Source organism: Ignatzschineria rhizosphaerae, from assembly GCF_022655595.1.
Taxonomy (GTDB): Bacteria; Pseudomonadota; Gammaproteobacteria; order Cardiobacteriales; family Wohlfahrtiimonadaceae; genus Ignatzschineria; species Ignatzschineria rhizosphaerae.
Window position 1 is genome coordinate 2,471,782 of the sequence record NZ_CP093379.1, and the last position, 22,375, is coordinate 2,494,156.

18 protein-coding genes are annotated in these 22,375 nt (G+C 39.8%); 7 read left to right on the forward strand and 11 right to left on the reverse strand.

What is annotated here, in order from left to right; all coding sequences use genetic code 11:
* Together MMG00_RS11145 and MMG00_RS11150 are read left to right on the forward strand one after the other, a co-directional pair.
* The gene (locus tag MMG00_RS11145) at nucleotides 1-693 is read left to right on the forward strand and encodes an ABC transporter permease subunit (RefSeq protein ID WP_242148324.1); all 693 of its coding nucleotides are present in this window, start codon (nucleotides 1-3) and stop codon (nucleotides 691-693) included.
* Nucleotides 690-1,421, forward strand: a complete 732-nt coding sequence (locus tag MMG00_RS11150) for an amino acid ABC transporter ATP-binding protein (protein ID WP_242148325.1) — start codon at nucleotides 690-692, stop codon at nucleotides 1,419-1,421. The genes MMG00_RS11145 and MMG00_RS11150 overlap by 4 nt, the downstream gene beginning before the upstream one ends.
* Nucleotides 1,422-1,759: 338 nt before the next feature.
* Here the strand turns inward: MMG00_RS11150 and MMG00_RS11155 are convergent, their stop codons facing one another.
* The 7 genes from MMG00_RS11155 to MMG00_RS11185 form a co-directional block, all read right to left on the reverse strand.
* Nucleotides 1,760-2,761 (reverse strand): peptide ABC transporter ATP-binding protein, encoded by a 1,002-nt coding sequence (locus tag MMG00_RS11155; protein WP_242148327.1) that lies wholly within the window; start codon nucleotides 2,759-2,761, stop codon nucleotides 1,760-1,762.
* Nucleotides 2,761-3,756, reverse strand: coding sequence for a dipeptide ABC transporter ATP-binding protein (dppD, locus tag MMG00_RS11160; protein WP_242148329.1), 996 nt, complete (start codon nucleotides 3,754-3,756; stop codon nucleotides 2,761-2,763). Before dppD ends, MMG00_RS11155 begins: the two co-directional genes overlap by 1 nt.
* Before the next feature lie 24 nt (nucleotides 3,757-3,780).
* Nucleotides 3,781-4,695, reverse strand: a complete 915-nt coding sequence (dppC, locus tag MMG00_RS11165; RefSeq protein WP_242153463.1) for a dipeptide ABC transporter permease DppC — start codon at nucleotides 4,693-4,695, stop codon at nucleotides 3,781-3,783.
* A gap of 61 nt (nucleotides 4,696-4,756) precedes the next feature.
* A complete protein-coding gene (gene dppB, locus MMG00_RS11170) occupies nucleotides 4,757-5,773 on the reverse strand; it encodes a dipeptide ABC transporter permease DppB (protein ID WP_242148331.1) in 1,017 nt (338 codons plus the stop codon).
* A gap of 164 nt (nucleotides 5,774-5,937) precedes the next feature.
* Nucleotides 5,938-7,569 carry an ABC transporter substrate-binding protein gene (locus MMG00_RS11175; protein ID WP_270049303.1) on the reverse strand — a complete coding sequence of 544 codons (1,632 nt, stop codon included), beginning with the start codon at nucleotides 7,567-7,569 and terminating at the stop codon, nucleotides 5,938-5,940.
* Nucleotides 7,570-8,318: 749 nt separating this feature from the next.
* Nucleotides 8,319-9,947 (reverse strand): ABC transporter substrate-binding protein, encoded by a 1,629-nt coding sequence (locus MMG00_RS11180; RefSeq protein ID WP_242148333.1) that lies wholly within the window; start codon nucleotides 9,945-9,947, stop codon nucleotides 8,319-8,321.
* A gap of 652 nt (nucleotides 9,948-10,599) precedes the next feature.
* The gene (locus tag MMG00_RS11185; protein ID WP_242148336.1) at nucleotides 10,600-11,382 is read right to left on the reverse strand and encodes a TSUP family transporter; all 783 of its coding nucleotides are present in this window, start codon (nucleotides 11,380-11,382) and stop codon (nucleotides 10,600-10,602) included.
* A gap of 348 nt (nucleotides 11,383-11,730) precedes the next feature.
* Here MMG00_RS11185 and MMG00_RS11190 point away from each other — a divergent pair, with 348 nt between their 5' ends.
* From MMG00_RS11190 to pnuC, 4 genes are all read left to right on the forward strand, one after another.
* Entirely contained in the window at nucleotides 11,731-12,525 is a 795-nt protein-coding gene (locus MMG00_RS11190; RefSeq protein ID WP_242148338.1) for a cysteine hydrolase family protein, read from the forward strand.
* Nucleotides 12,526-12,645: 120 nt separating this feature from the next.
* The gene (locus tag MMG00_RS11195) at nucleotides 12,646-13,938 is read left to right on the forward strand and encodes a BaiN/RdsA family NAD(P)/FAD-dependent oxidoreductase (protein WP_242148340.1); all 1,293 of its coding nucleotides are present in this window, start codon (nucleotides 12,646-12,648) and stop codon (nucleotides 13,936-13,938) included.
* Between the two features lie 217 nt (nucleotides 13,939-14,155).
* A complete protein-coding gene (locus tag MMG00_RS11200; protein WP_242148342.1) occupies nucleotides 14,156-15,010 on the forward strand; it encodes a CvfB family protein in 855 nt (284 codons plus the stop codon).
* A gap of 22 nt (nucleotides 15,011-15,032) precedes the next feature.
* Nucleotides 15,033-15,659 (forward strand): nicotinamide riboside transporter PnuC, encoded by a 627-nt coding sequence (gene pnuC / locus MMG00_RS11205; RefSeq protein WP_242148345.1) that lies wholly within the window; start codon nucleotides 15,033-15,035, stop codon nucleotides 15,657-15,659.
* A 61-nt stretch (nucleotides 15,660-15,720) separates the two neighbouring features.
* Here pnuC and MMG00_RS11210 read toward each other — a convergent pair whose 3' ends face one another.
* Nucleotides 15,721-17,166 carry an alanine/glycine:cation symporter family protein gene (locus tag MMG00_RS11210; RefSeq protein ID WP_242148347.1) on the reverse strand — a complete coding sequence of 482 codons (1,446 nt, stop codon included), beginning with the start codon at nucleotides 17,164-17,166 and terminating at the stop codon, nucleotides 15,721-15,723.
* Between the two features lie 148 nt (nucleotides 17,167-17,314).
* On the reverse strand, nucleotides 17,315-17,761 hold the full coding sequence (locus tag MMG00_RS11215) for an OsmC family protein (protein ID WP_242148348.1): 447 nt from the start codon (nucleotides 17,759-17,761) through the stop codon (nucleotides 17,315-17,317).
* A gap of 210 nt (nucleotides 17,762-17,971) precedes the next feature.
* On the opposite strand from MMG00_RS11215, the gene MMG00_RS11220 reads away from it, so the two are divergent.
* Nucleotides 17,972-18,178 carry a twin-arginine translocation signal domain-containing protein gene (locus MMG00_RS11220; RefSeq protein ID WP_242148350.1) on the forward strand — a complete coding sequence of 69 codons (207 nt, stop codon included), beginning with the start codon at nucleotides 17,972-17,974 and terminating at the stop codon, nucleotides 18,176-18,178.
* 101 nt (nucleotides 18,179-18,279) lie between these two features.
* Here the strand turns inward: MMG00_RS11220 and clpB are convergent, their stop codons facing one another.
* A complete protein-coding gene (gene clpB / locus MMG00_RS11225; protein ID WP_242148352.1) occupies nucleotides 18,280-20,892 on the reverse strand; it encodes an ATP-dependent chaperone ClpB in 2,613 nt (870 codons plus the stop codon).
* A 223-nt stretch (nucleotides 20,893-21,115) separates the two neighbouring features.
* Nucleotides 21,116-22,231, reverse strand: a complete 1,116-nt coding sequence (locus MMG00_RS11230) for an ankyrin repeat domain-containing protein (RefSeq protein WP_242148355.1) — start codon at nucleotides 22,229-22,231, stop codon at nucleotides 21,116-21,118.
* Nucleotides 22,232-22,375: the final 144 nt, after the last annotated feature.

Consider the following 22,375-nt stretch of genomic DNA (forward strand, 5'->3'; position numbering starts at 1 on the left):
ATGGATAATTTTTCATTAGCAAGCCTCTTCTCTATTATTGGTGAAAACTATGAGTTTTTACTTCAAGGAATGGGCGTTAGTTTACGCATTACCGTCATTGCGATTATTGTAGGAATCTTATGGGGGATTGTCTTAGCTGTATTAAGATTATATGCACCTAAACCAATTGCATGGATTGCAACTGGGTATGTAAACCTATTTCGTTCTATCCCTTTAATTATGGTGTTAATGTGGTTCTATTTAGCAATAGGTCCCTCGGTGCAACAATACTTTGGGATTAGCAATACAGCAGGAGTAAGGCTCACTTGGGCAATCATCGCCTTCTCGCTCTTTGAAGCGGCATATTATTCAGAGATTATTCGAGCGGGGTTTAAAAGCGTGAGAAGCCAACAAATGTCGGCATCACTTGCGTTAGGGATGACCAGAATCCAAGCGATTTATTATGTCATCTTACCGCAAGCACTACGCAACATGGTTCCGCTCCTATTAACACAAGCGATTATCCTCTTTCAAGATACATCCCTTGTTTACATTATGAGCTTAAATGACTTCTTTAGAGCGACCGATATTATCGGTTATAACAATAATGCAAAAATGGAGATGATCCTCTTTGCAGGGTTTATCTACTTCATTATCTGCTTCTCGCTCTCAAGCTTAGTAAGAGTATTACAAAAAAGGAAACGCACAGCATGATCACCTATCAAAATGTTAGTAAATTTTATGGAGACTTTCAGGTTCTCAAAAACTGTTCCACTGAAATTGCCGAGAAAGAAGTCGTGGTTGTCTGTGGTCCATCAGGTTCGGGTAAATCAACATTAATACAGTGCGCTAATGGCTTAGAGCCTTTTCAGCAAGGAGACATTATTATCAATGGACACTCTCTTGCAAATCCTAAGACCAATATTAATAAAGTAAGAACCCAGGTAGGAATGGTGTTTCAGCACTTTGAGCTCTTTCCCAATATGTCGATTGAAAAAAACCTCATGTTAGCGCAGACAAAAGTGCTCAAACGCAGCAAAGATGAAGCGCACACCAAAGCATTAGCACTTCTTGATCGTGTGGGATTAAGTAAACATTTAGGAAAGTACCCCTCCCAGCTCTCCGGTGGGCAGCAGCAACGAGTGGCGATCGCAAGAGCGCTAGCCATGGACCCTGTTGTTATGCTCTTTGATGAACCAACCTCAGCATTAGACCCAGAAATGATTCATGAAGTATTAGCAGTAATGACTGAGCTTGCCCAAGAGGGGATGACGATGATGTGTGTTACTCATGAGATGGGATTTGCAAGACAAGTGGCTGACCGCGTCATCTTTATTGATGGCGGTGAGATTCATGATGATGTTTCTAAAAATGAATTCTTTGAAGGCGAGCCTAGTGATCGCGCGAAGTTATTCCTTAAAAATATCTTCCAATATGATTAACTTCTTCAATAATGCCAGCCCTATGGCATTTAACTCTGAAGACTTACTCTAAATCCTAACACTTTATGAGTAAAACCGATCATCTCTTACTCTCCATTTTCAAACAAGAGATGGGCGGCATAAAAAGAGCGTTATAGCCTGCACTATAACGCTCTTTATTTTATCCTAATCACTTCTTTAAACTATTTATAGTATCGTAAAATCGGCTTAAAAATGACTAAATCAGATTGCCGGCATATCGGTTATGAAAAAGAACAAGAATCGTTCTTCTACGGCAGCGTGCAAGCTGATTTGATTCTCACCACCCTTTTTTACTTTTAAGATCGTTTTTCTTAAACTCAATCGACTATATCTAACTTAAAGCAAGCCACTTCATGCAGTAATCCTTTTGCATCAAGATAAGTTTTAATCTCTGGTTGAGATTCTCGGCATTTATCAAATGCATGCTGACATCTTGCATGAAATGCACATCCCTTAGGGGGATTCAGAGGGCTTGGCAATTCTCCTGTTAATGTGATTTTCTCTCGCTTATTCTCTGGGTTTAACCTTGGTGTTGCCGATAAAAGCGCCTGCGTATAGGGATGCATAGGTTCTGAAAATATCGCCTCTTTCGACGCTTTTTCCACTGCTTTTCCAAGATACATCACCATCACATCATTAGCGATATGTTCAACAACCGATAAATCATGAGAAATAAAGAGATAAGATAATCCTAAATCATCTTGCAGATCCATCATTAAGTTCAATACCTGCGCTTGGACAGATACATCAAGCGCTGAAACAGGTTCATCAGCTATCACAATTTCAGGATTTAGCATTAACCCCCGAGCAATCGCAATTCTCTGACGTTGACCGCCTGAAAACATGTGCGGATAGCGATCATAAAATTCAGGGCGAAGCCCAACCTTTGACATAATTTCTAATACTCGCTCTTTTCGCTCAATTGAGTTTAGAGAAGTATTAATTAATAACGGCTCTTCTAATATTGAACCCACTTTTTTACGAGGATTTAAAGATCCGTAAGGGTTTTGGAAAATAATCTGAATTTTCTGCCGGCGAAGTGCGGCAGTTTTGGGATCATTTTTTAAAAGTGATTCACCATGATATAAAAGCTCACCACTTGTGGGCGATTCAATCATCGTTAAGACTTTTGCAAGTGTTGATTTACCGCAACCAGATTCCCCTACAACGGCTAAAGTCTTCCCTTTTTCTAGCTCAAAAGAGATTCCATTGAGCGCTTTAACCTCGCCCTTTTCTTTTAAGAATCCTCGACTAACGGCATAATATTTAGCTAGCTGATCTGCTTTTAAGATCGGCATTGTTTGATTAGGCGCTGTCATTACATCACCTCCTTATTCGGTCGATCTATGGTAAGTGTTGTTAAAGGGAAATGACATTTCACTAAGCGCTCCCCCATCTTCTGAAGTTCCGGCTCTAAAGTTGTACATTTTTCCTGTTTATACGGGCAGCGAGGATTAAGCAAGCAGCCCTTAGGGCGATCATATTTACCCGGAACAACACCTGAGAGTGATTCAAGACGAGCTTGCCCTTTTGAGAATTCTGGCAATGATTTTAATAAGGCTTCGGTATAAGGGTGAAATGGCTCACTAAATAATTGATGAGATTTCGCCACTTCCACTACTTGCCCCGCATACATCACCACAATCTTATCCGCCGACTCCGCCACAAGCGCTAAATCGTGTGTAATCAATAATAATGCCATCTCCTGCTCTTTTTGTAACTTTAAGAGTAAAGACATGATCTGACCTTGAATCGTCACATCTAAGGCGGTTGTTGGCTCATCTGCAATCAATAACTTAGGACTACACGCGATAGCCATTGCAATCATCACCCTTTGACTCATACCACCTGAGAGTTGGTGCGGATAGAGATTAAATCGATTCGCCGCATCAGGAATCCCCACCTCTGATAATAGCTCGATTGTTCTTGCTTTACGCGCTTTTCGATTACCACCTTGATGAGCTTTCAAGGTCTCCATGATTTGATAGCCCACCGTAAAAGAGGGATTTAAAGAGGTCATAGGATCTTGGAAGATCATCGCAACATCATCCCCTAAAATTCTCATACGTTCTTTACGTTTTAAAGTTTGAAGATCTCGCCCATCAAACTCTAAACTTGTTGCTGTCACGGTTCCTGGGAAATCTATTAACCCCATAATGGCTAAGGAACTCACAGACTTCCCTGAACCTGATTCCCCGACAATACCGACAACTTCCCCTTTATCTACCGTATAACTAATACGATCTACTGCACGAAATCGGTCATTTTTTTCCCCAAACTCTACGGTTAAGGTATCCACTTTTAAGAGTGTCATAAATTCTGCTCCTTTCCCTGAATATTAAACTTTAAGTTTGGGATCAAGCGCATCACGAAGGCCATCGCCCATAAGATTAAACGCTAATACCGTTAACAAAATTGCAATCCCGGGGAATGCAACAACCCACCACGCAGATTGCGCATATTGTAAAACATCGGACAGCATCGTTCCCCACTCAGGTGTTGGTGGCTGCGCCCCCATTCCTAAGAAACCAAGCGCTGCCATATCCAAAATCGCATTTGAAAACCCTAAAGTCGCTTGGACAATTAAAGGGGCTAAACAGTTGGGTAAAATATTAATAAACATCTGCCGAAGATTTCCCGCGCCTGCCACTTTTGAAGCAACGACGTAATCTTTTTCCATCTCACTTAAAGTCGTTGCCCTTGTTAAACGCACATAATGCGGTAATGCCACAAAGGCGAGCGCTATAGAGGCATTCACAATGGAAGGGCCAAAAATTGCCACTAATACTAAAGCAAGTAATAGGCTTGGCAGCGCTAACATAATATCAACAACGCGCATAATTACGGCTTCTATAATGCCACCAAAGTAACCAGCGAGTAGTCCCAGTGTAATCCCCAATATTAAAGAGAGCACCACCACCACAACACCCACTAATAATGAGAGGCGCGCCCCATAAATAAGACGGCTTAAAATATCTCGTCCCACATCATCGGTACCTAAAATAAATTGCCATGAACCGCCTTCCATCCAAACGGGTGGCATCAGTAAACTGCCTCTAAACTGCTCGGAGGGAGAATGGGGGGCAATAAAGTTTGCCAAAATGGCAATAGTGACAATAAAGAGAATAAAGCAGAGCCCCGCAACGGCACCTTTATTTTTCCTAAAATAGAACCAAAACTGCTGCAAAGCACTTTGCGGCTTTTGGGCATAGAGTAACTCAGGTGAAACAGGTTGATTTGCCTCTAACTGCATTTCACCATCTTCTAAAATGACATTTAGATCATGATTATGATTTTGACTCATCTGATCCCCCTTATTTATGTCTGATACGAGGATTCACGACCCCGTAAAGTAGATCTACAACTAAGTTCACAAGGATAATGAGCGTTGCAACTAACAATACGCCACCTTGAACCACAGGATAATCTCGGCGCTGCAACGCTTCAATTAACCAACGTCCAACACCTGGCCATGAAAAGATGGTCTCTGTTAATATCGCACCGCCAAGCATTGTCCCCACTTGTAAACCAATAACAGTAACTACGGGAATCAAAGCATTTCTAAGTGCATGAATTAAGATAATTCGCCCGCGCCCTAAGCCCTTAGCTCTTGCCGTTAAAATATAATCTTCACTTAAAACTTCAAGCATAGAAGAGCGAGTCATTCGTACTATGACTGCTAAAGGGATCGTTCCTAGCACAATTGCCGGTAAGATAATATGATGCACCGCATCCCAAAAATCTCCCTCTTCCCCAAAGAAGAAGGTATCAATGAGCATAAACCCTGTTAAAGGATCTCGATCATCTAAAAACACCATATCACTCACACGTCCTGATACCGGTGTTAAGTCAAACTGCACAGAGACAAGCAAAATAAGCATCATCCCCCACCAGAAGATCGGCATAGAATAACCCGTTAAAGAGATCCCAACTGCCGTATGATCAAAGATGGATCCTCGTTTTACCGCTGCTAAAACACCTGTTGGGATGCCGACAATCACGGCAAAAAGCATGGCACAAATCGCAAGCTCTAATGTTGCTTTAAAACGCGGGACAAACTCCGTCCAAACGGGTCTTTGCGTCACAAGAGAGTTTCCTAAATCTCCGTGGAAAATCCCTTTTAAATAATCCCAATACTGAATGATATAAGGCTGGTCATAGCCAAATTGCGCACGAAGCTCAGCATATCTTTCGGGGGTAATTCCACGCTCCCCTGCTAAAATTAAGATAGGGTCACCCGGAATCAGATGGATAAAGATAAACGTTAATAGCGTAATCCCAATAAATGTCGGGATGACCATACCAAAACGCCGAAAGAAAAATTGAATCATAATATTTCCATGATGGCTGATTAAACAATAAGAAAGATCCAAATAAAAGAGCGCCAGAAACGATACTGGCGCTTATTTTGATCGTCTACTGTGATTAAAACTTATCACAGTAGACTCCTCATAAAGAGTAGATCTTATCAATTTTTAAAGAACAACAATTGTCACTATTTCTCTTCAACATCAACCTGATAGAAGTTATGTGTCCCAAGTGGATCGATTGTATAATTCACAACTTCTTTACGCACAGGCATATAAACCGTTGAGTGAGCAATATTTAACACCGGTTGTTCACGATGTTGAATCTCTTGCGCTTCACGATAAAGTGCAACACGTTTATCATGATCTGTTGTTGAACGTGCTTCTGTGAGAAGTTTGTCAAAATCTTCATTACACCAACGTGAATAGTTCGAGCCAGAATTCACCGCATCACAGCTTAAAAGGAATGAGTAGAAGTTATCAGGATCCCCATTATCCCCAGTCCATCCCATAAGCACCGTATCATGCTCACCATGACGGATACGAGTTAAATACTCGCCCCACTCATAAGTGACAATATTTGCTTTCACGCCAATTTTTGCCCAGTCAGCTTGAATCATCTCCGCCATACGACGCGCATTTGGGTTATAAGGGCGTTGTACCGGCATTGCCCAGAGCGAGATCTCAAAACCATCTTTTACCCCTGCTTTTTCAAGCAATGCTTTTGCTTTCTCGACATCATATTCATAATCTTCGATATCGTCGTTATAGCTCCACATTGTTGGGGGAATAAAGTTCTTCGCAGCTTGGGCGTTACCTTGGAAAATCGCATCGATAATATCAGCTTTATTCACCGCTAAGCTCAATGCTTGACGCACCTCTAACTTATCAAGCGGCTTTTTATCCATGTTAAATGCTAAGTAACCGATATTTAATCCTGTCAGCTCTTTAACTTCCAAGTTTTCATCTTTTTGCATACGCTCAAGGTCTGCAAGGTTTGGATAAGGCATTACATGACACTCACCCTTTTGCAGTTTTGCATAACGCACAGCAGCATCAGGCGTGATGGAGAAAACTAAACGGTCTAGTTTTGCCGGCGTTCCAAAATAATCATTAAACTTTGTATAAAGAATACGGGAATCTTGCTGATATTGTCTAAACTCAAAAGGTCCTGTGCCAATTGGTACTAAGTCGATCTGCTCCGGCGTGCCTTTTGCTAATAAGACATCGCCATACTCTGCAGATAAAATGGAAGCAAATGCCATCGCAAGGTTTGCCAAAAATGGTGACTCAGGGCGAGTTAAGGTAATTTTAACCGTATAATCATCTAACTTATCAACCGAGCTAATTAACTCGTTAAACCCCATTGCCTCAAAGTACTCAAACTGACGGCTTGAGACATTATGATAGGGATGTTCTTTATTCATCTGTCTTTCAAAAGTAAAGACTACATCATCGGCATTAAAATCACGTGTTGGCTTAAAATCCCGATTACTATGGAATTTTACGCCCTTACGAAGATGGAAGGTAAACTCCTTACCATCCTCACTCACATCCCAAGATTCTGCTAAGCTTGGTTCAAATTCTGTTGTTCCTAATTTAAATTCTGTTAAACGGCTGTAAATAGGAATACCACTCGCATCAAAGGTCGTCCCTGTTGATGAGAGTTGTGGGTTAAATGTTTCAGGAGAAGCTTCAGAACAGTAAACCAATGTTGCTGCGCTTGCGCTCCCCATTGCTAATGCACCGACGATTGCAATCGCCCCTAGGCTCTTTTTAACGCCCGTGCTTAGCTTTGACAATAATAAATTATCGCTCATAACTCTCTCCTTAATACCTTTTGAAAAGTGGTAGATTTTATCTCGTAATATTTTTAGTATTTTTACAATGTAGAAACGTAGAATTAATGATTAGATTTTAAAATCTAATAAACAGACATAGCGTGATAAGAAGATAAATCCCTTATCAACAATAAGATAGCCTTCGTAATTATTTTTATCATCATTTAATTCTGCTCTCATTAATGATTACCTTTAATTCCCCTAAAAAGCAATATTTTTACGCTATTTTTTTCAAATAAACACCGAATTTACTAGCATTTTTGACGGTAGACATATAATTCATGTTTAATTAAAAAATCAAAAGTCAGATTAAACCTTAATGTTTTACGCTTTAATAAGCGGGAATTTATATCATCATTTCCCTTAAGCTTAAAAAGGCTTACCGACTTGTATAGTAAAATTGATTTAAAAGTCACGGAATGAGATTGCCAGCATATCGGTTATGAGAAGCACAAGAATCGTTCTATCCGGCATCAGGCAAACTGATTTGATGTACACGCTATACCACTTTACTTTTAAAATCGCTTTTATTAAACCAAATCGGTTACTTAAGATGGCAAAATAAAGTGGCAAAGCCCTTAAGAACTTTGCCACTTTATCTGCTATTACTAATATCTTTGATTTTAAAAGACCTATCTTACGGAGAGAGGGAATGCTTGCATTCTTATGACTATCTCTTACCCGCAATTTAAATCCACAGCTTTTCTTAACGCTATTGCACTATTAATCTACTCATCGATATCAACTTGAGAAAAATTATGTAATCCAAGTGGATCAACCACATAATCTTTAACCTCTTTTCTTACCGGCATAAAGACTTGGGCATGCGCAATATTAAAGACAGGTTGCTCACGATAAAGGATCTCTTGCGCCTTTTTATAAAGGGCAATTCGCTTATCTTGATCCGTCGTTGCAGTCGCTGCTACTAATAACTCATCAAACTCAGGGTGACACCATTTAGAGTAATTAGAGCCCGCTTCAGAAGCCGCGCAGCTTAATAAAATTGAGAAGAAGTTATCAGGATCCCCATTATCCCCAGTCCATCCCATCAATGTCGTATCATGCTCGCCATTACGAAGACGGGTTAAATACTCGCCCCACTCATAAGTGACAATATTTGCTTTGACCCCAATTTTTGCCCAATCAGCTTGAATCATCTCCGCCATTCGGCGCGCATTTGGATTATAAGGCCGCTGAACTGGCATAGCCCAAAGAGTGATTTCAAAACCATCAGCTACCCCCGCCTTCGCTAACAGGGCTTTTGCTTCTTCAGGATTATAGTCATAATCCTGAATTTCATCGTTATATCCCCACATTGTTGGCGGAATAAAATTCTTCGCAGATTCTGCACTTCCTTGATAAATCGCATCAAGAATATCCGCTTTATTAATCGCTAAACTTAAGGCTTGGCGTACTTCTAACTTATCAAGCGGCTTTTTATCCATATTAAAAGCTAAATAACCGATATTAATCCCGGTACGCTCTTTGACCTCAATATCCTTATGATTTTGCATTCGCTCTAGATCTGCAAGATTAGGATAAGGCATCACATGACATTCCCCTTTTTGTAGCTTTGCAAAGCGCACCGCAGGATCTGGGGTAATAGAGAAGATTAAACGATCTAGTTTAGCCGGCGTTCCAAAATAATCATTAAATTTAGTAAAGAGGATTCTTGAATCCGCCTCATAGGATCTTAGCTGAAAAGGCCCTGTACCAATGGGATTAATATCAATCTCTTCAGGCTTGCCTTTTGCGAGCAATTGCTCGGCATATTCTGCTGATAAAATAGAGGCAAAAGTCATCGCTAGATTTGGCAGAAAAGTGGCATCAGGTCTTGTTAATCTAATTTTAACAGTAGATTCATCAATTTTTTCAACAGATTCTATTAACTCAGGGAATCCCATAGATTCAAAATACTCAAATTGACGGCTCGAAACGTTATGATAGGGGTGGGATTTATCCATTTGTCTAGCAAAAGTAAAAACCACATCATCAGCATTAAAATCACGAGTCGGTTTAAATGTACGATTACTATGGAATTTAACGCCCTTACGAAGATGGAAGATAAACTCTTTCCCATCCTCACTCACATCCCAAGACTCGGCTAAACTCGGTTCAAACTCTGTCGTTCCTAGCTTAAACTCCGTTAACCGGTTATACATCGGAATGCCGCTGGCATCAAATGTCGTGCCTGAGGAAGCAAGTTGTGGGTTAAATGTTTCAGGTGAAGCCTCTGAACAATAAACTAATGTCGCGGCGCTAGCACTTGCAAAAATTAAAGAACTTGCCACGACAATGGCTCCCAATCCTTTTTTAACCCCCATATTTAACTTCGATAATATTAAATGATCTCGCATAACCTCTCCTTAAATACCTCTGATAAAAAACTCCGGCTCATAACGCGCTTTATTGTTTTGATAATATTGATGATGCAGCGCTAGATTAATGGTTAGATTGTTATAACTTAATAAGCCGAGCACTAATAATCACGATGAATAAATCCGCAGATATCGGCTCTTTTGACTTTATCGTTATATTTTATTGTTATATATACTAATATAATTTTAGTACTAACTAATGATTACCTTGATTTTCAAAAGATTGCAACAATAACATGCTTATTCACGACCCTTTTTCAATAATCCCTAAATATATAGTCGATTTGGTTTAAGAAACTTAATCTTAAAAGTAAAAGAGCAGAGCATATACATCCAATCAGCTAGCACGATGCTCGGTTGAGCGATTCTTGGATTTTTCATAACCGATGCGCTAGGAACCTTTTAGTCATTTTTAAACCGACTTAACTATAAAATGACAATAAAAAAGAGAACCTTGTCTAAGATTCTCTCTTTATGCTTTTGATTCAATACCTTTATAGATCTTTTTAACAAACCTCCCTAATCATTATTAGGGTCGATTCAAAGCTCATAACTATAACCCTTTATTACCCAATCATCTGCTACTAGCTAATGATATATAAAGGAAGGGATCAGATTAATAACTGGCTATTTAAAATAGATTCATGACCCATTGGGATAGTGGATTAGTCGGCTCTAAAAGTAGTTTAATCGCCATTGCGATACTCATTATAATCAATAAAGGGCGAATCACTCTCCCCCCATATTTAACAGCAAATCGAGCACCTAACTGCGCCCCGATAAAAGCGCCGACTGCCATTAATACACCAAGCAGAACTTGCATCTCTCCTGAAAAAGCAAATATCGCAAAGGAGCCAATATTCGAGGCAAAGTTTGCTAACTTTGTTTCCGCAATAGCATTCACCAAAGAGCTTCCTAGCATCAGTACAAATGCCACCATAAAGAAAGAACCGGTACCAGGGCCAAAGATTCCATCATAAAATCCAATTAAAGGAACAAATGTTAAAAGAAACAGGGTTCTTGAGATCTTCGCGCACTTCTCTTTAGCATCTAAATTAGGGGAAAACACAAAGTAGGTAGCGACACATAAAAGCAAAATAGGTACTACAACTTGTAAAAAAGTTGCCGGCAATCTAGTGGCTAAGAGTGCACCAATAACGCCGCCACTTAATGCCATAAAAAAGACCCATTTTGAGTGCTTCCAGCTAATTAATCCCTTGCGAAAAAAAGCAAATGTCGCAGAAAAAGAACCCGCTGAGGATTGCAGCTTATTCGTTGCTAATGCTTGTACCGGAGATAAGCCCGATAAAAGAAGTGCCGGCAAAGTAATTAAACCGCCACCACCGGCAATGGCATCAATAAATCCTGCAACCATTGCTACAAACATTAAAATCAGGATCATTTCTCCTGCCATACCTTCCCCACTTCGATCTTGTTATCATAATAAGCATTGATGTCATAAGTCAGAATAAAACCTTTTATTCTGACTTATGACATCATTTAAAATTGAATGAAATAGCCATATCATCAAGAATACTCTTAATCCATTGCTAGTTTACTCTTCACAGCAAGCAGTGTATCAAACCCACTCATAAGACGGTTATAAAATTATTTATAACCGCTTAAATGCTGGTAATAAAAATGGGAAGACTCTGATTAGCCCCGCATAATCTTCACCTTGTGCTATATAATTCTGCTACATTGGTATTAGCTTCATCACAAAATTTATTCAGACAATAAAAGATCACTTGGGATATTCACTATGAAAAGATTACTGTTAGGCATCGACTTACAAAATGATTTTTGTCACCCTGAAGGTAAGCTCTATGTACAAGGGGCTAGTGATGATCTATTTAATATTTTACGCTTATTAGAAAATGCCGGCTCTGCCTTTGATGAAATCTTAATCAGCATGGATTCACATCTTCCTATTCATATTGCGCACCCTAGCTACTGGCGAAATCAGAAAGGGGAGATGCCAACGCCATTTACAGATATTACTTATCAAGATCTTATTGATCAAAAATGGATTCCCCAATACTATCCTGAGTTTAGTGAACGCTACCTACAAGGGCTCACCACAATGGCTTATCAGTGCACCATCTGGCCGCCACACTGTTTAATAGGGACTAAAGGCTGGGAGCTACCGGATGCGCTCTATGCAGTTTTAACGCATTGGTCCCATCAAAGCGGTAAAAACTTTGAACTCTATAATAAAGGAAGTAATCCTTTTACCGAGCATTACAGCATTCTTAAAGCTGCCGTTGCCTTTCCTGAAGCGCCTTCAACACTTCTTGATGTAGCGCTTCTTACTAAGTTTGAAAGCTTTGATGAAATTGTGATAGTGGGGGAAGCGATGGATTTTTGCGTTGCGAGTACCATTGCAGATATCATGAAACACGCCCCTGAATTATTACAAAGAATCATCATTTTATCAGACTGCATGTCCAATATTATTACCGATAATCAGATCTCAGAAACAGTATATGATATTGCCCAAAAGCTTGGAGCAACGCTAATAAGTAGCGATCAATTCTTACAAAGATTGCCGGCATAAATAAGCATCTCCCTCTCTTAAAGTTTAGTTTTTTTGATAATTTACATTCTGTCGCTAGCTTCTCATTGAAAAGCGCTTATAATTGCTCGCACGATTGATACAAAAAAAGCCAAAAGATTTATGCCTGTTTCCTCTGCTAACAACACTCAACACTTTGATACCATTATTATTGGTGCCGGCGCGGCGGGTTTGATGGCGGCAAGCAAAATAGGTCAGTCTGGCTTATCGGTATTACTACTGGATCATGCCAGCAAAATTGGAGAAAAAATTAGAATTGCCGGCGGCGGTTTTTGTAACTTCACCAATACCCATATTGATGGCTTTGATGCATCTTCTTATTATGTTTCTGAGAACCCCAAGTTTGTCCGTTACGCATTATCCAACTACACGGCAGAAGACTTCATTTCACTCGTCAAAAAATATCAGATCCCCTTTACCGAAAAACATCGAGGACAACTTTTTTGTGATCGTGTACAAAAAGCATCATCTAAAGATATTATTGAGATGCTCCTAAAAGAGTGTCAATTAGGGCAAGTCAATTTAAAGAAGGAAACAACGGTGGAAGCCATTACCAAGACGGCCTCCCATTTCTCTATCAACTCAAGTTTAGGATGTTTCACGTGTAACCATTTGATTATTGCCACAGGAGGACTTGCTATCCCTAAAATTGGTGCTACCGATTTTGGCTATCAAGTAGCAAAACAATTTGGGCATACGATTATTCCCACAAGACCTGCGTTAGTTGCACTTCATTTTGATTTTTGGGAACAAGAAGGATTTACTGAACTTGCTGGGATCTCATTGCCAGTTGAGATCTCTACTAACTTTAGTAAAAAACCTAAAGATCGTATCACCTTCGATGAAGACCTCCTTTTTCGACATAAAGGTTTATCAGGCCCTGGTGTGTTACAGATCTCTAGTTACTGGGTACCAGGAAAAACTATCACCATCAATTTTGCCCCCAAAGTTGATATCCAAACAGCGTTAATTACGCTCAAAACAGAGGTTAAATATCACCTTGAAAGAGCTATTAGCGAATTAGTGCCAGCAATCCCAAAACGCTTTATCCAGTTTTGGTTAAATCGCGCACCTTTTTGCGAATATCTTGCAACGCCCTTGCCGGAAATTCCCCATAAAATATTAGAACAATTAGGCTCAAGCCTTAACGCATGGACTATCTCACCAAATGGAACAGATGGACACAAAACCGCTGAAGCTACGAGAGGTGGCGTTAATACCAAAGAGCTCAATACCAAAACAATGGAGAGTAAACTCACAGAAAACCTCTATTTTATTGGTGAGGTTGTAGATATTGTTGGCTGGCTTGGCGGCTATAATTTTCAGTGGGCATGGGGATCTGCCGTTTGCGCAGCAAATGCAATTCAAGAAAAAGATCCTCATCTTTCAAAATAGATAGATATTCCGTAATAGTATCTACCTGACATTATTCCAAGGGCCCTTTGGGCTTATAAAAAAACAAAACCAATGCTTTAATGACGCATTTTTTCTAAATGCTTATAATAGAGTTATTATAAGGTGCTTATTGAAACAGTGATGATCTCTTCATGCTCTCACTGACTAATCAATACGCCATTTGATTCAATATTTATGACGAGATTTAAAAGGCCTTATGTCTTACTACAATGAAAATGATCCCAAAATTGGGCAGATGAATCGCTTAACGATTATCCAAAAAACAAAGATGGGACTCATTTTAGAAGGCGATGTTCTTCTGCCACATCGTGAGATTCCTAAAGACCAACCGACCGCTGTCGGTAAATGGTTAGATGTGTTTGTCTATTTAGATAATCACAACCACTTAATTGCCTCTCCCAAAAAACCTTATACCGAAGTTGGTAAATTTGCCGATTTACAGGTGGTGGAAATCAATGATATCGGTATTTTCTTTGATTGGGGCTTATCTAAAGATCTGCTATTACCCTTTAGCGAAGAAGTTGGCTCAGTCAATGCCGGTGACTTTGCTATTGTTTATACCTATATTGATGAAGTTTCAGAGCGTATTACGGCAAGTATGAAGCTTGAAAAATTCCTTGATCAAGCTCCTCATCACTACACCGAGGGAGATCCTGTACAACTCATTGTTGAGAGCAAAACAGATCTTGGCGTAAAAGTCATTGTCGATCATCAATTCTGGGGCTTAATGTATCACAGTGATGTCATCAGTGAACTTGAAGTGGGCGATGAAATCCTTGGCTACGTTAAACATGTTCGTGAAGATGGAAAAATAGATATCGCTGAGCAACCTATCATCAATACGCCAGAAGCTCGTGAAACATTAGAAGATGCGATTATGCGCAAAATCAGTGAGTATGGTGGTTCTATGCCAATTAGTGATAAAAGCTCACCTGATCTGATTCATAAGCATTTTGGCGTGAGTAAAGCGGCATTTAAACGCGCTTTAGGAAATCTTTATAAAGATCGTAAAGTGATTATTAAACCTGATCAAGTGATCAAAAATCTTTAAACCATATAGTCTTACAATCTAAATGGAAACGATTTTAGAAGTTTTACAAACAGATTATTTAGGGCTCCTTGCAACAGCAATTGGGCTCATTTATCTCTACCTTGAGTTTAAAGCAAAAAAGAGTATGTGGATTGCCAGCATCATCATGGCAATCCTCTATATCTATATTTTCTTTAAGAGTGAGTTTTATGCCATGAGCTTAATCTATGGCTATTTCTTCATTATCTCCATTTGGGGCTGGCATAAGTGGCACCAAAAACAGCTTTCACCGGCAGGCTTAGATGCCTCCCAAAAAAGCACCATCCCCCTTGAGCGAATGCCTCAAAAAGCGATCACGACAATTATTAGCTATCTCATCATCTCCTCACTAATCATTGCCGGCTTACTCTATCTGCTTACCGACACCTCATGGACTATTCTCCTTAGCGACACCTTCGCAACAAGCCTTAATGTCGTTGCGATATGGATGGCAACACGAAGATGGGCTGAGCAATGGAGCTTACTAATTCCGGCAAATCTTCTCACGGGTATCATGCTCTTTATTCAAGCGCAATATCCCTCAAGTATCATGTTTATGATCTATTTTATTGTCTCAATCTTTGGCTTATTTCATTGGATCAAGCTTGCTGATCTCTCTTATGATAAATAAAAATGTTTCATGTGGAACATTTTAAAGAAAATATCAATCCTCTATAGATATAACCTTACTCTTAACGTGGCATTGCTTTAAAATAGGCATCTTCTCGTGTCTTTTCTTTTAAGCTATCGGGCTTCTCCCAACAATCAGCACCTTCTAATCCTGGGATGTCTTCAGCATAAAAATAAGGGACTTTACCTATTTTTTTCTGCTGTAAATAGTTATCCCATACTTTAAAGGCTGTCCCGCTTAAAAGAAATATCACCACTAAATTAATAATCGTCATACTGCCAACAAAGAAGGTGACGATATTCCATAACTCATCAATATTGACAAAAGCGCCTAAGATTAACATCCCTAACACCGCAAAACGATAAGTTATTAATACTCCTTTGCGTTCGCTTAAATAAGTGATGTTTGTTTCACCATAATAGTAATTCCCCACGATTGCAGTAAAAGAGGTTAAGAGCAAAATCGTTGAGACATAATAGGGTGCAAAGCCTCCTAAGTAATGGGTAATAGAAGCTTGTACTAATAAAATACCATTAGGAATTCCATGCCCATAAACCCCCGACATTAAGATAATAAATGCCGTACTACCATTAATAAAGACAGTATCAACAAAAACACCTAAGCTCTGTAAAAGTCCCTGCTTTGCAGGATGTCTTGTATTTGCCGTCGATCCTGCAAGAGTAGCACTTCCCATTCCTGTTCCGTTAAAGAGTAAGCCTCGTTTAACCCCTTGCACCATCGCCGATGCAATCGCCCCTACCATCATCTCTTTACCACCAAAAGCATTACTGATAATCAGCTTTAATACTGCCGGAAGTGCTGAGATATGCATTATTGATATCCCTAAAATGAGTAATAGATAAATCAATAAAGCTAAAGGCACAATAATCTCGGTAATATGTGAAACGCGTCTTAATCCTCCCGTAATCGCAACCGCAGTGATGACTAGTAGCACGAATAAAACGCCATAATTAGACTCTACAGAATAGGTCATACTGACCATATCTAAAATCGTACTCGATTGGACAACATTAAATAAAAGCCCAAAAACAAAGACAAAAACAATGGCAAATAATGCCCCTAGCTTCGGTGACTTTAATCCTTTAGCAATATAGTAAGCAGGCCCACCATGATAGAGATCGCCCCGTTTAACTTTATAAACCTGCGCTAAGATATTCTCGATAAAGGCAAGCGCCATACTTAAAAAGGCCACAACCCACATCCAAAAAATAGCGCCCGGGCCCCCTAAGCTAATCGCAAAGGTTACTCCGATAATATTACCTGCACCAATACGTCCTGCCATACTTAAACTAAAAGCTTGTAAAGGCGTTATTCCGACACTATTTTTCGTTTTCTCAAATAACGAACTCCATGTCTCTTTTAAGAAGCGTAATTGTACAAATCCTGTTTTATAAGTGAGATAACCACTTAATATAAAAAAGAGCGGCGCAAGTATATATAACCATATCAGATCTCCTATTAAGAAATGAAATAACTCTTTTACCATACGATGACCCCTTCAACTTTTGATTCACTAACAATTACTAATTCAGATAGTTCATGATAAATAAATATTTGTAAATAAACTTAAAGATAAATCTTTACATGAAAATATACTTATTACCCTCTTCTGATAATGCTCGAATATAACGGGACTAAGCATTATATTTTAAAACTGAATCCATCTTTGGTGAAACCTCAATGGTTGCAGCAACAGGGCAATGGCTCTCGACAAAAGCAATTAATTGCTCAATCTCTTCCTTTGCCGCGATACTATTGATATGGTAAATCGTTCTAATGGCGCTAAAACCAATAGGGATATTAGGATCCCCCATATAGCCGGCTGAATCAAAATCTCCCTCTACCTCAATTTCACATTTGGTATAAGCAATCTTTAACTTCTTTGCAGCGCTCTTAAAAACAATACTTTTACATCCGCCCATTGCCCCTAATAGAAGCTCCATCGGGGTCATACCTACATTATCTCCAATAGGTGCAGGCTCATCGGCCATCACTTGATGCTCTCTTGCCTTTATCGCAATTTGATAATTTTCATGAACTGCTGATGTTGCTTTATAAACCTTTTTTGTTTCAATTGCCATAATGAGCTATTTTCCTAAATTGATGAAAAGCCAAGAGAATAAAATGTGACCTTAATTGATCTTTACATTATGCGATGATTTCATTTGTAAAGCTAATCCAAACCATCTTCGACCCTTTTCTTTGACAAATTTCTCACCCCTACGATAAGATTACAGTAGTAACAATATCTTAAAGCTTGTCATCACTATTTATTGGGGACCTATTTTACTATGAAGCAACATCAATCCTCACGCCGAGATTTTTTAAAAAAAAGTGCGCTTTTATCACTAGGATCTCTATTTATTCCCCCGGCAATAGCGCAGCTCTATGAGACTAAAGAATCACCGATCACCGCAAAACATCTTCAACGACATCATCGCGCAGATATTCGAAGTGTGGATTTTGATTCTCATAATTTTATGCTCAATTTTAGATAATAAAAAAGCCCGACTCTTGTCAGGCTTTCATCTATTACACCTTAATGTTACTTGTTAACGTTAGTTTGTACCATTTTCTAGGTGTCTTCTTGAAGTCGCTATTAATCGTGCTGATCTCCATCGATGATATCCATTGCTAGGTCACCATCAATGATCACAGTATCTCCAGCCTTAAACTCCCCACTTAAAAATGCTTTCGCAAGAGGATTCTCAAGGTGCGTTTGGATTGCACGTTTAAGTGGTCTTGCCCCAAAGACAGGGTCATAACCAATTTCACCAAGCTTATCTAAACCAGCTTCTGTGACAGTTAACATCACATCATGATCAAGTAAGCGTTTCACCACACGATTGACTTGAAGCTGTGCAATTGAACGAATATGCTCTTTCGCAAGCGGGTGGAATACCACAATATCATCAATACGGTTAATAAACTCAGGGCGGAAATGTTCTCCCACAACGCCCATCACCGATTCACGCATCGCTAAATATTGATCTTTCTCACTTAGATCACTTAAGCGACTTGCTTGCTCTTGGATAAGGTGCGAGCCTAAGTTTGAGGTCATAATGATCACTGTGTTTTTAAAGTCAACCGTGCGACCTTGACCATCCGTTAAGCGGCCATCATCTAATACTTGCAATAAGATATTAAAGACATCTGGATGCGCTTTCTCTACCTCATCAAGCAAGATAACAGAATATGGACGGCGGCGAATGGCTTCTGTTAAGTAACCACCTTCTTCATAACCCACATATCCTGGAGGCGCACCAATTAAACGCGCCACTGAGTGTTTTTCCATAAACTCAGACATATCGATACGAAGCATCGCATTCTCATCATCAAAGAGGAACGTTGCCAGCGTTTTCGTTAATTCTGTTTTACCAACACCGGTTGGGCCTAAGAAGAGGAATGAACCGATCGGGCGGTTTGGATCTGATAACCCAGCACGTGAACGGCGAACCGCATCAGAAACGGCTGTAATCGCTTCTTTCTGACCAATGACATTCTCTCCTAAAACTTCTTCCATACGAAGGAGTTTCTCACGCTCACCTTCCATCATGCGGTTAACAGGAATACCAGTCCATTTAGAGACCACATCCGCAATCTCATTGCCAGTCACTTTCGTGCGCACTAAGCGATGTTCACGCTCTTCATGATTTTCAGCTTCTTGAGATTCCTTTAGCTGACGCTCAAGCTCAGGAATTTTCCCATACTGAAGCTCGCTCATTTTTGCTAAATCACCACTTCGTTTTGCCGCTTCAAGCTCAGTTCTTGCTTGGTCGAGATCCTCTTTTAAAGAGGTCGCTCCTTGCATGAGGCTCTTTTCAATTTTCCAAACCTCTTCAAGATCTGCATACTCTTTCTCAAGTTTAGTAAGCTCTTCTTCTAAATTTACTAACCGTTTTTTAGAAGCATCATCAGTCTCTTTCTTAATCGCTTCCCGCTCAATTTTAAGCTGAATGATTCGGCGATCAAGTTTATCCATTGATTCAGGCTTTGAATCAATCTCCATACGAATCTGGCTTCCCGCTTCATCAATTAAGTCGATCGCTTTATCAGGTAACTGACGATCGGTAATATAACGATGAGATAAGGTTGCCGCAGCAACAATCGCAGGGTCTGTAATCTCTACCCCATGGTGAATCTCATAACGCTCTTTAAGCCCACGCAAAATCGCAATAGTATCTTCCACCGTTGGCTCTTCTACCAAAACTTGTTGGAAGCGGCGCTCAAGTGCTGCATCTTTCTCAATATATTCACGATACTCATTTAACGTTGTCGCGCCAATACAGTGAAGTTCACCACGAGAAAGCGCAGGTTTGAGTAAGTTACCGGCATCCATTGCGCCATCTGTTTTACCAGCGCCCACCATCATATGAATCTCATCAATAAAGAGAATCACACGACCCTCTTCCTTCTCAAGCTCATTGATCACCGCTTTTAAACGCTCTTCAAATTCCCCACGGAATTTAGCGCCGGCAATTAGCGCCCCAAGATCAAGCGATAAAACACGTTTACCTTTCAATCCTTCCGGCACTTCACCATTGACGATACGCTGCGCTAAGCCTTCTACAATCGCTGTTTTACCAACACCTGGTTCCCCAATTAATACCGGGTTATTTTTCGTACGGCGAGACAGCACCTGAATTGCACGGCGAATCTCATCATCACGCCCAATCACAGGGTCAAGCTTTCCAAGCTCAGCACGCTCTGTTAAATCTACAGTATACTTATTGAGTGCTTCACGGTTACCTTCTGCATTTGGATCTTGCACGCTTTCACCCCCACGAATGGAATCAATGGCTCTGTTTAAAACATCTTTTGTAACGCCGGCACTTTTTAAAGTTTCAGCAAGCTGCTTGTTCTCATCTAAAATTCCTAAGATAAAAACTTCTGAAGAGAGATAGCCATCACCACGCTTATGCATCTCTTTTTCTGCCGCCACTAAAACTCGTTGTAAGTTTTGGCTAATATGGATATCGTTACTTCCCGAAATTTTTGGGAATTTCTCAATCGCTTCCCCTACTTTTTGATTTAATACCGCAATATTCGCGCGGCATTGACGAAAAAGAGGGAGGACCGAGCCCTCTTTCTGATTAAGCATCGTACTTAACACATGTTCAGGTTCGATATACTGGTTATCATTAGTGAGCGCTAATGTTTGAGCGCCACTTAAAGCATTTAAAAATGCTTGTGTAAATTTATCTTGGTTCATCCGTAGATTCTCCCTTTCAATATTAATCGTAGTTGGGTTCACATCTCTAAGCCTTATTATTTTCTACGCATCTTTCTTTAGAACTTAGATCATTCCCCTCACAACTACAAAATGGGGATTGCTTTTTGCTTTTCAAGGATTTTTTTACAAAAAAAGACAATTAATAAGAATTAACCTATTAATTGTCTTGATAAGATACTTATTTATGAGCAATAAAAATTTTTCAATCTTTTTCTGTAAAAAGCGCAACAATTGCCGAATGATTACGCTCTGCCGCTAACGCCTTTGGCGTGAATCCTTGAACGCTCTCTTGGTAAGGGTCAGCCCCTTCTATCAATAGCTTTTTAACAACTTCTACAAGTCCCATTGCCGCGGCACGGTGAAGCGCACTAAATCCTTGTTGATCTACCAAAGAGATATCCGCCTTTAAAGATAAAAGCATCTCAATCCCTTTCTCTGATTTAAGCTCTATCGCATCCATGAGCGGCGTTGTTTGCGATAATGAAAACGCATTAATATTAACGCCCTGTTCATGAAGGGCTTTGATCATCTCAAAATTATCCGTATAGAGCGCCCAATGAATTGGGGTAAAGCCATCTTGGGCTAGTAAATCTTTCTCTACTAAATTTTGATTTAAAATAAGCTTCACGCTCTCAACATCATTGTTAGCGATCGCAATATGATAAGCCGTTGTGCTTCGAATCTCTTTGAGAGAGCTAAAGAGCGCATCTTCATTAAACACCCCAATTTTAGCGCGATGACCAAAGAGTGAAAATGCCCAAACAGCGGCGCGATTAGGCTCTGATTCTAACTCATTTAAAAGAGGCACCGGCACCGTTTCACCTAAAACATAGCTCAGCATCAAGAAATTCACCAACGCAATGGTTTGATTCTCCGTCTCAAAGCCACTATCTAAAATAGCGCCTTCAATCTCTCTAAGCTCAATCTTATTTTCCAGCACTTTAACCGCTGCCTTTGCTACTAATTCCCGTGACCAACTACGAATAAAGTAGATAAACGCGCCATCAAAAAAGATCGCCCAACGATCTTCCGGCGTTTCTGGCACAAAAAGCGAACCAGGATAGAGCTTGCCTGCCGTATTATACATTAAATCACAAGTCACAATACGATCTTGCCCATTTTCCGTTGCCGGGGACAACCCTGAAAAAGATGCCCCATCTTCCATACTAAAAGAATCTAAATTCTTTAAAGCCCCGTCTTCAATCTCGCTACCTAATTGAAAGGTAATCGGTCTTAAATCAAGTAACGGCACTCCGTAAGGATTTTTATCATATCGAATCCAAGGAAGCTCCGTCGCTGTATCTTTTACTTCTGCCATACTGTTCTCTTCTTATTTATTAGATGTTTTGAATGAGGATTAGTGTACCAAAGACATTACCGATACCGAACCTTATAAAGTAGATATTCTGATAAATGGTTCTAATCAAGTGAACTACTAATTCTCATAGCAACCTATGATAAG

Bases quoted from the DNA above. Each gene is read 5' to 3' on its own strand.
- MMG00_RS11195 (WP_242148340.1), top strand. From the start codon at position 12,646: ATGCCTGTTTCCTCTGCTAACAACACTCAACACTTTGATACCATTATT.
- MMG00_RS11215 (WP_242148348.1), bottom strand. From the start codon at position 17,761: ATGGCAATTGAAACAAAAAAGGTTTATAAAGCAACATCAGCAGTTCAT.
- MMG00_RS11145 (WP_242148324.1), top strand. From the start codon at position 1: ATGGATAATTTTTCATTAGCAAGCCTCTTCTCTATTATTGGTGAAAAC.
- MMG00_RS11185 (WP_242148336.1), bottom strand. From the start codon at position 11,382: ATGGCAGGAGAAATGATCCTGATTTTAATGTTTGTAGCAATGGTTGCA.
- dppB (WP_242148331.1), bottom strand. From the start codon at position 5,773: ATGATTCAATTTTTCTTTCGGCGTTTTGGTATGGTCATCCCGACATTT.
- MMG00_RS11210 (WP_242148347.1), bottom strand. From the start codon at position 17,166: ATGGTAAAAGAGTTATTTCATTTCTTAATAGGAGATCTGATATGGTTA.
- MMG00_RS11190 (WP_242148338.1), top strand. From the start codon at position 11,731: ATGAAAAGATTACTGTTAGGCATCGACTTACAAAATGATTTTTGTCAC.
- MMG00_RS11180 (WP_242148333.1), bottom strand. From the start codon at position 9,947: ATGCGAGATCATTTAATATTATCGAAGTTAAATATGGGGGTTAAAAAA.
- MMG00_RS11155 (WP_242148327.1), bottom strand. From the start codon at position 2,761: ATGACAGCGCCTAATCAAACAATGCCGATCTTAAAAGCAGATCAGCTA.
- MMG00_RS11220 (WP_242148350.1), top strand. From the start codon at position 17,972: ATGAAGCAACATCAATCCTCACGCCGAGATTTTTTAAAAAAAAGTGCG.
- dppC (WP_242153463.1), bottom strand. From the start codon at position 4,695: ATGCAGTTAGAGGCAAATCAACCTGTTTCACCTGAGTTACTCTATGCC.
- MMG00_RS11175 (WP_270049303.1), bottom strand. From the start codon at position 7,569: ATGAGCGATAATTTATTATTGTCAAAGCTAAGCACGGGCGTTAAAAAG.
- dppD (WP_242148329.1), bottom strand. From the start codon at position 3,756: ATGACACTCTTAAAAGTGGATACCTTAACCGTAGAGTTTGGGGAAAAA.
- MMG00_RS11230 (WP_242148355.1), bottom strand. From the start codon at position 22,231: ATGGCAGAAGTAAAAGATACAGCGACGGAGCTTCCTTGGATTCGATAT.
- clpB (WP_242148352.1), bottom strand. From the start codon at position 20,892: ATGAACCAAGATAAATTTACACAAGCATTTTTAAATGCTTTAAGTGGC.
- MMG00_RS11150 (WP_242148325.1), top strand. From the start codon at position 690: ATGATCACCTATCAAAATGTTAGTAAATTTTATGGAGACTTTCAGGTT.
- MMG00_RS11200 (WP_242148342.1), top strand. From the start codon at position 14,156: ATGTCTTACTACAATGAAAATGATCCCAAAATTGGGCAGATGAATCGC.
- pnuC (WP_242148345.1), top strand. From the start codon at position 15,033: ATGGAAACGATTTTAGAAGTTTTACAAACAGATTATTTAGGGCTCCTT.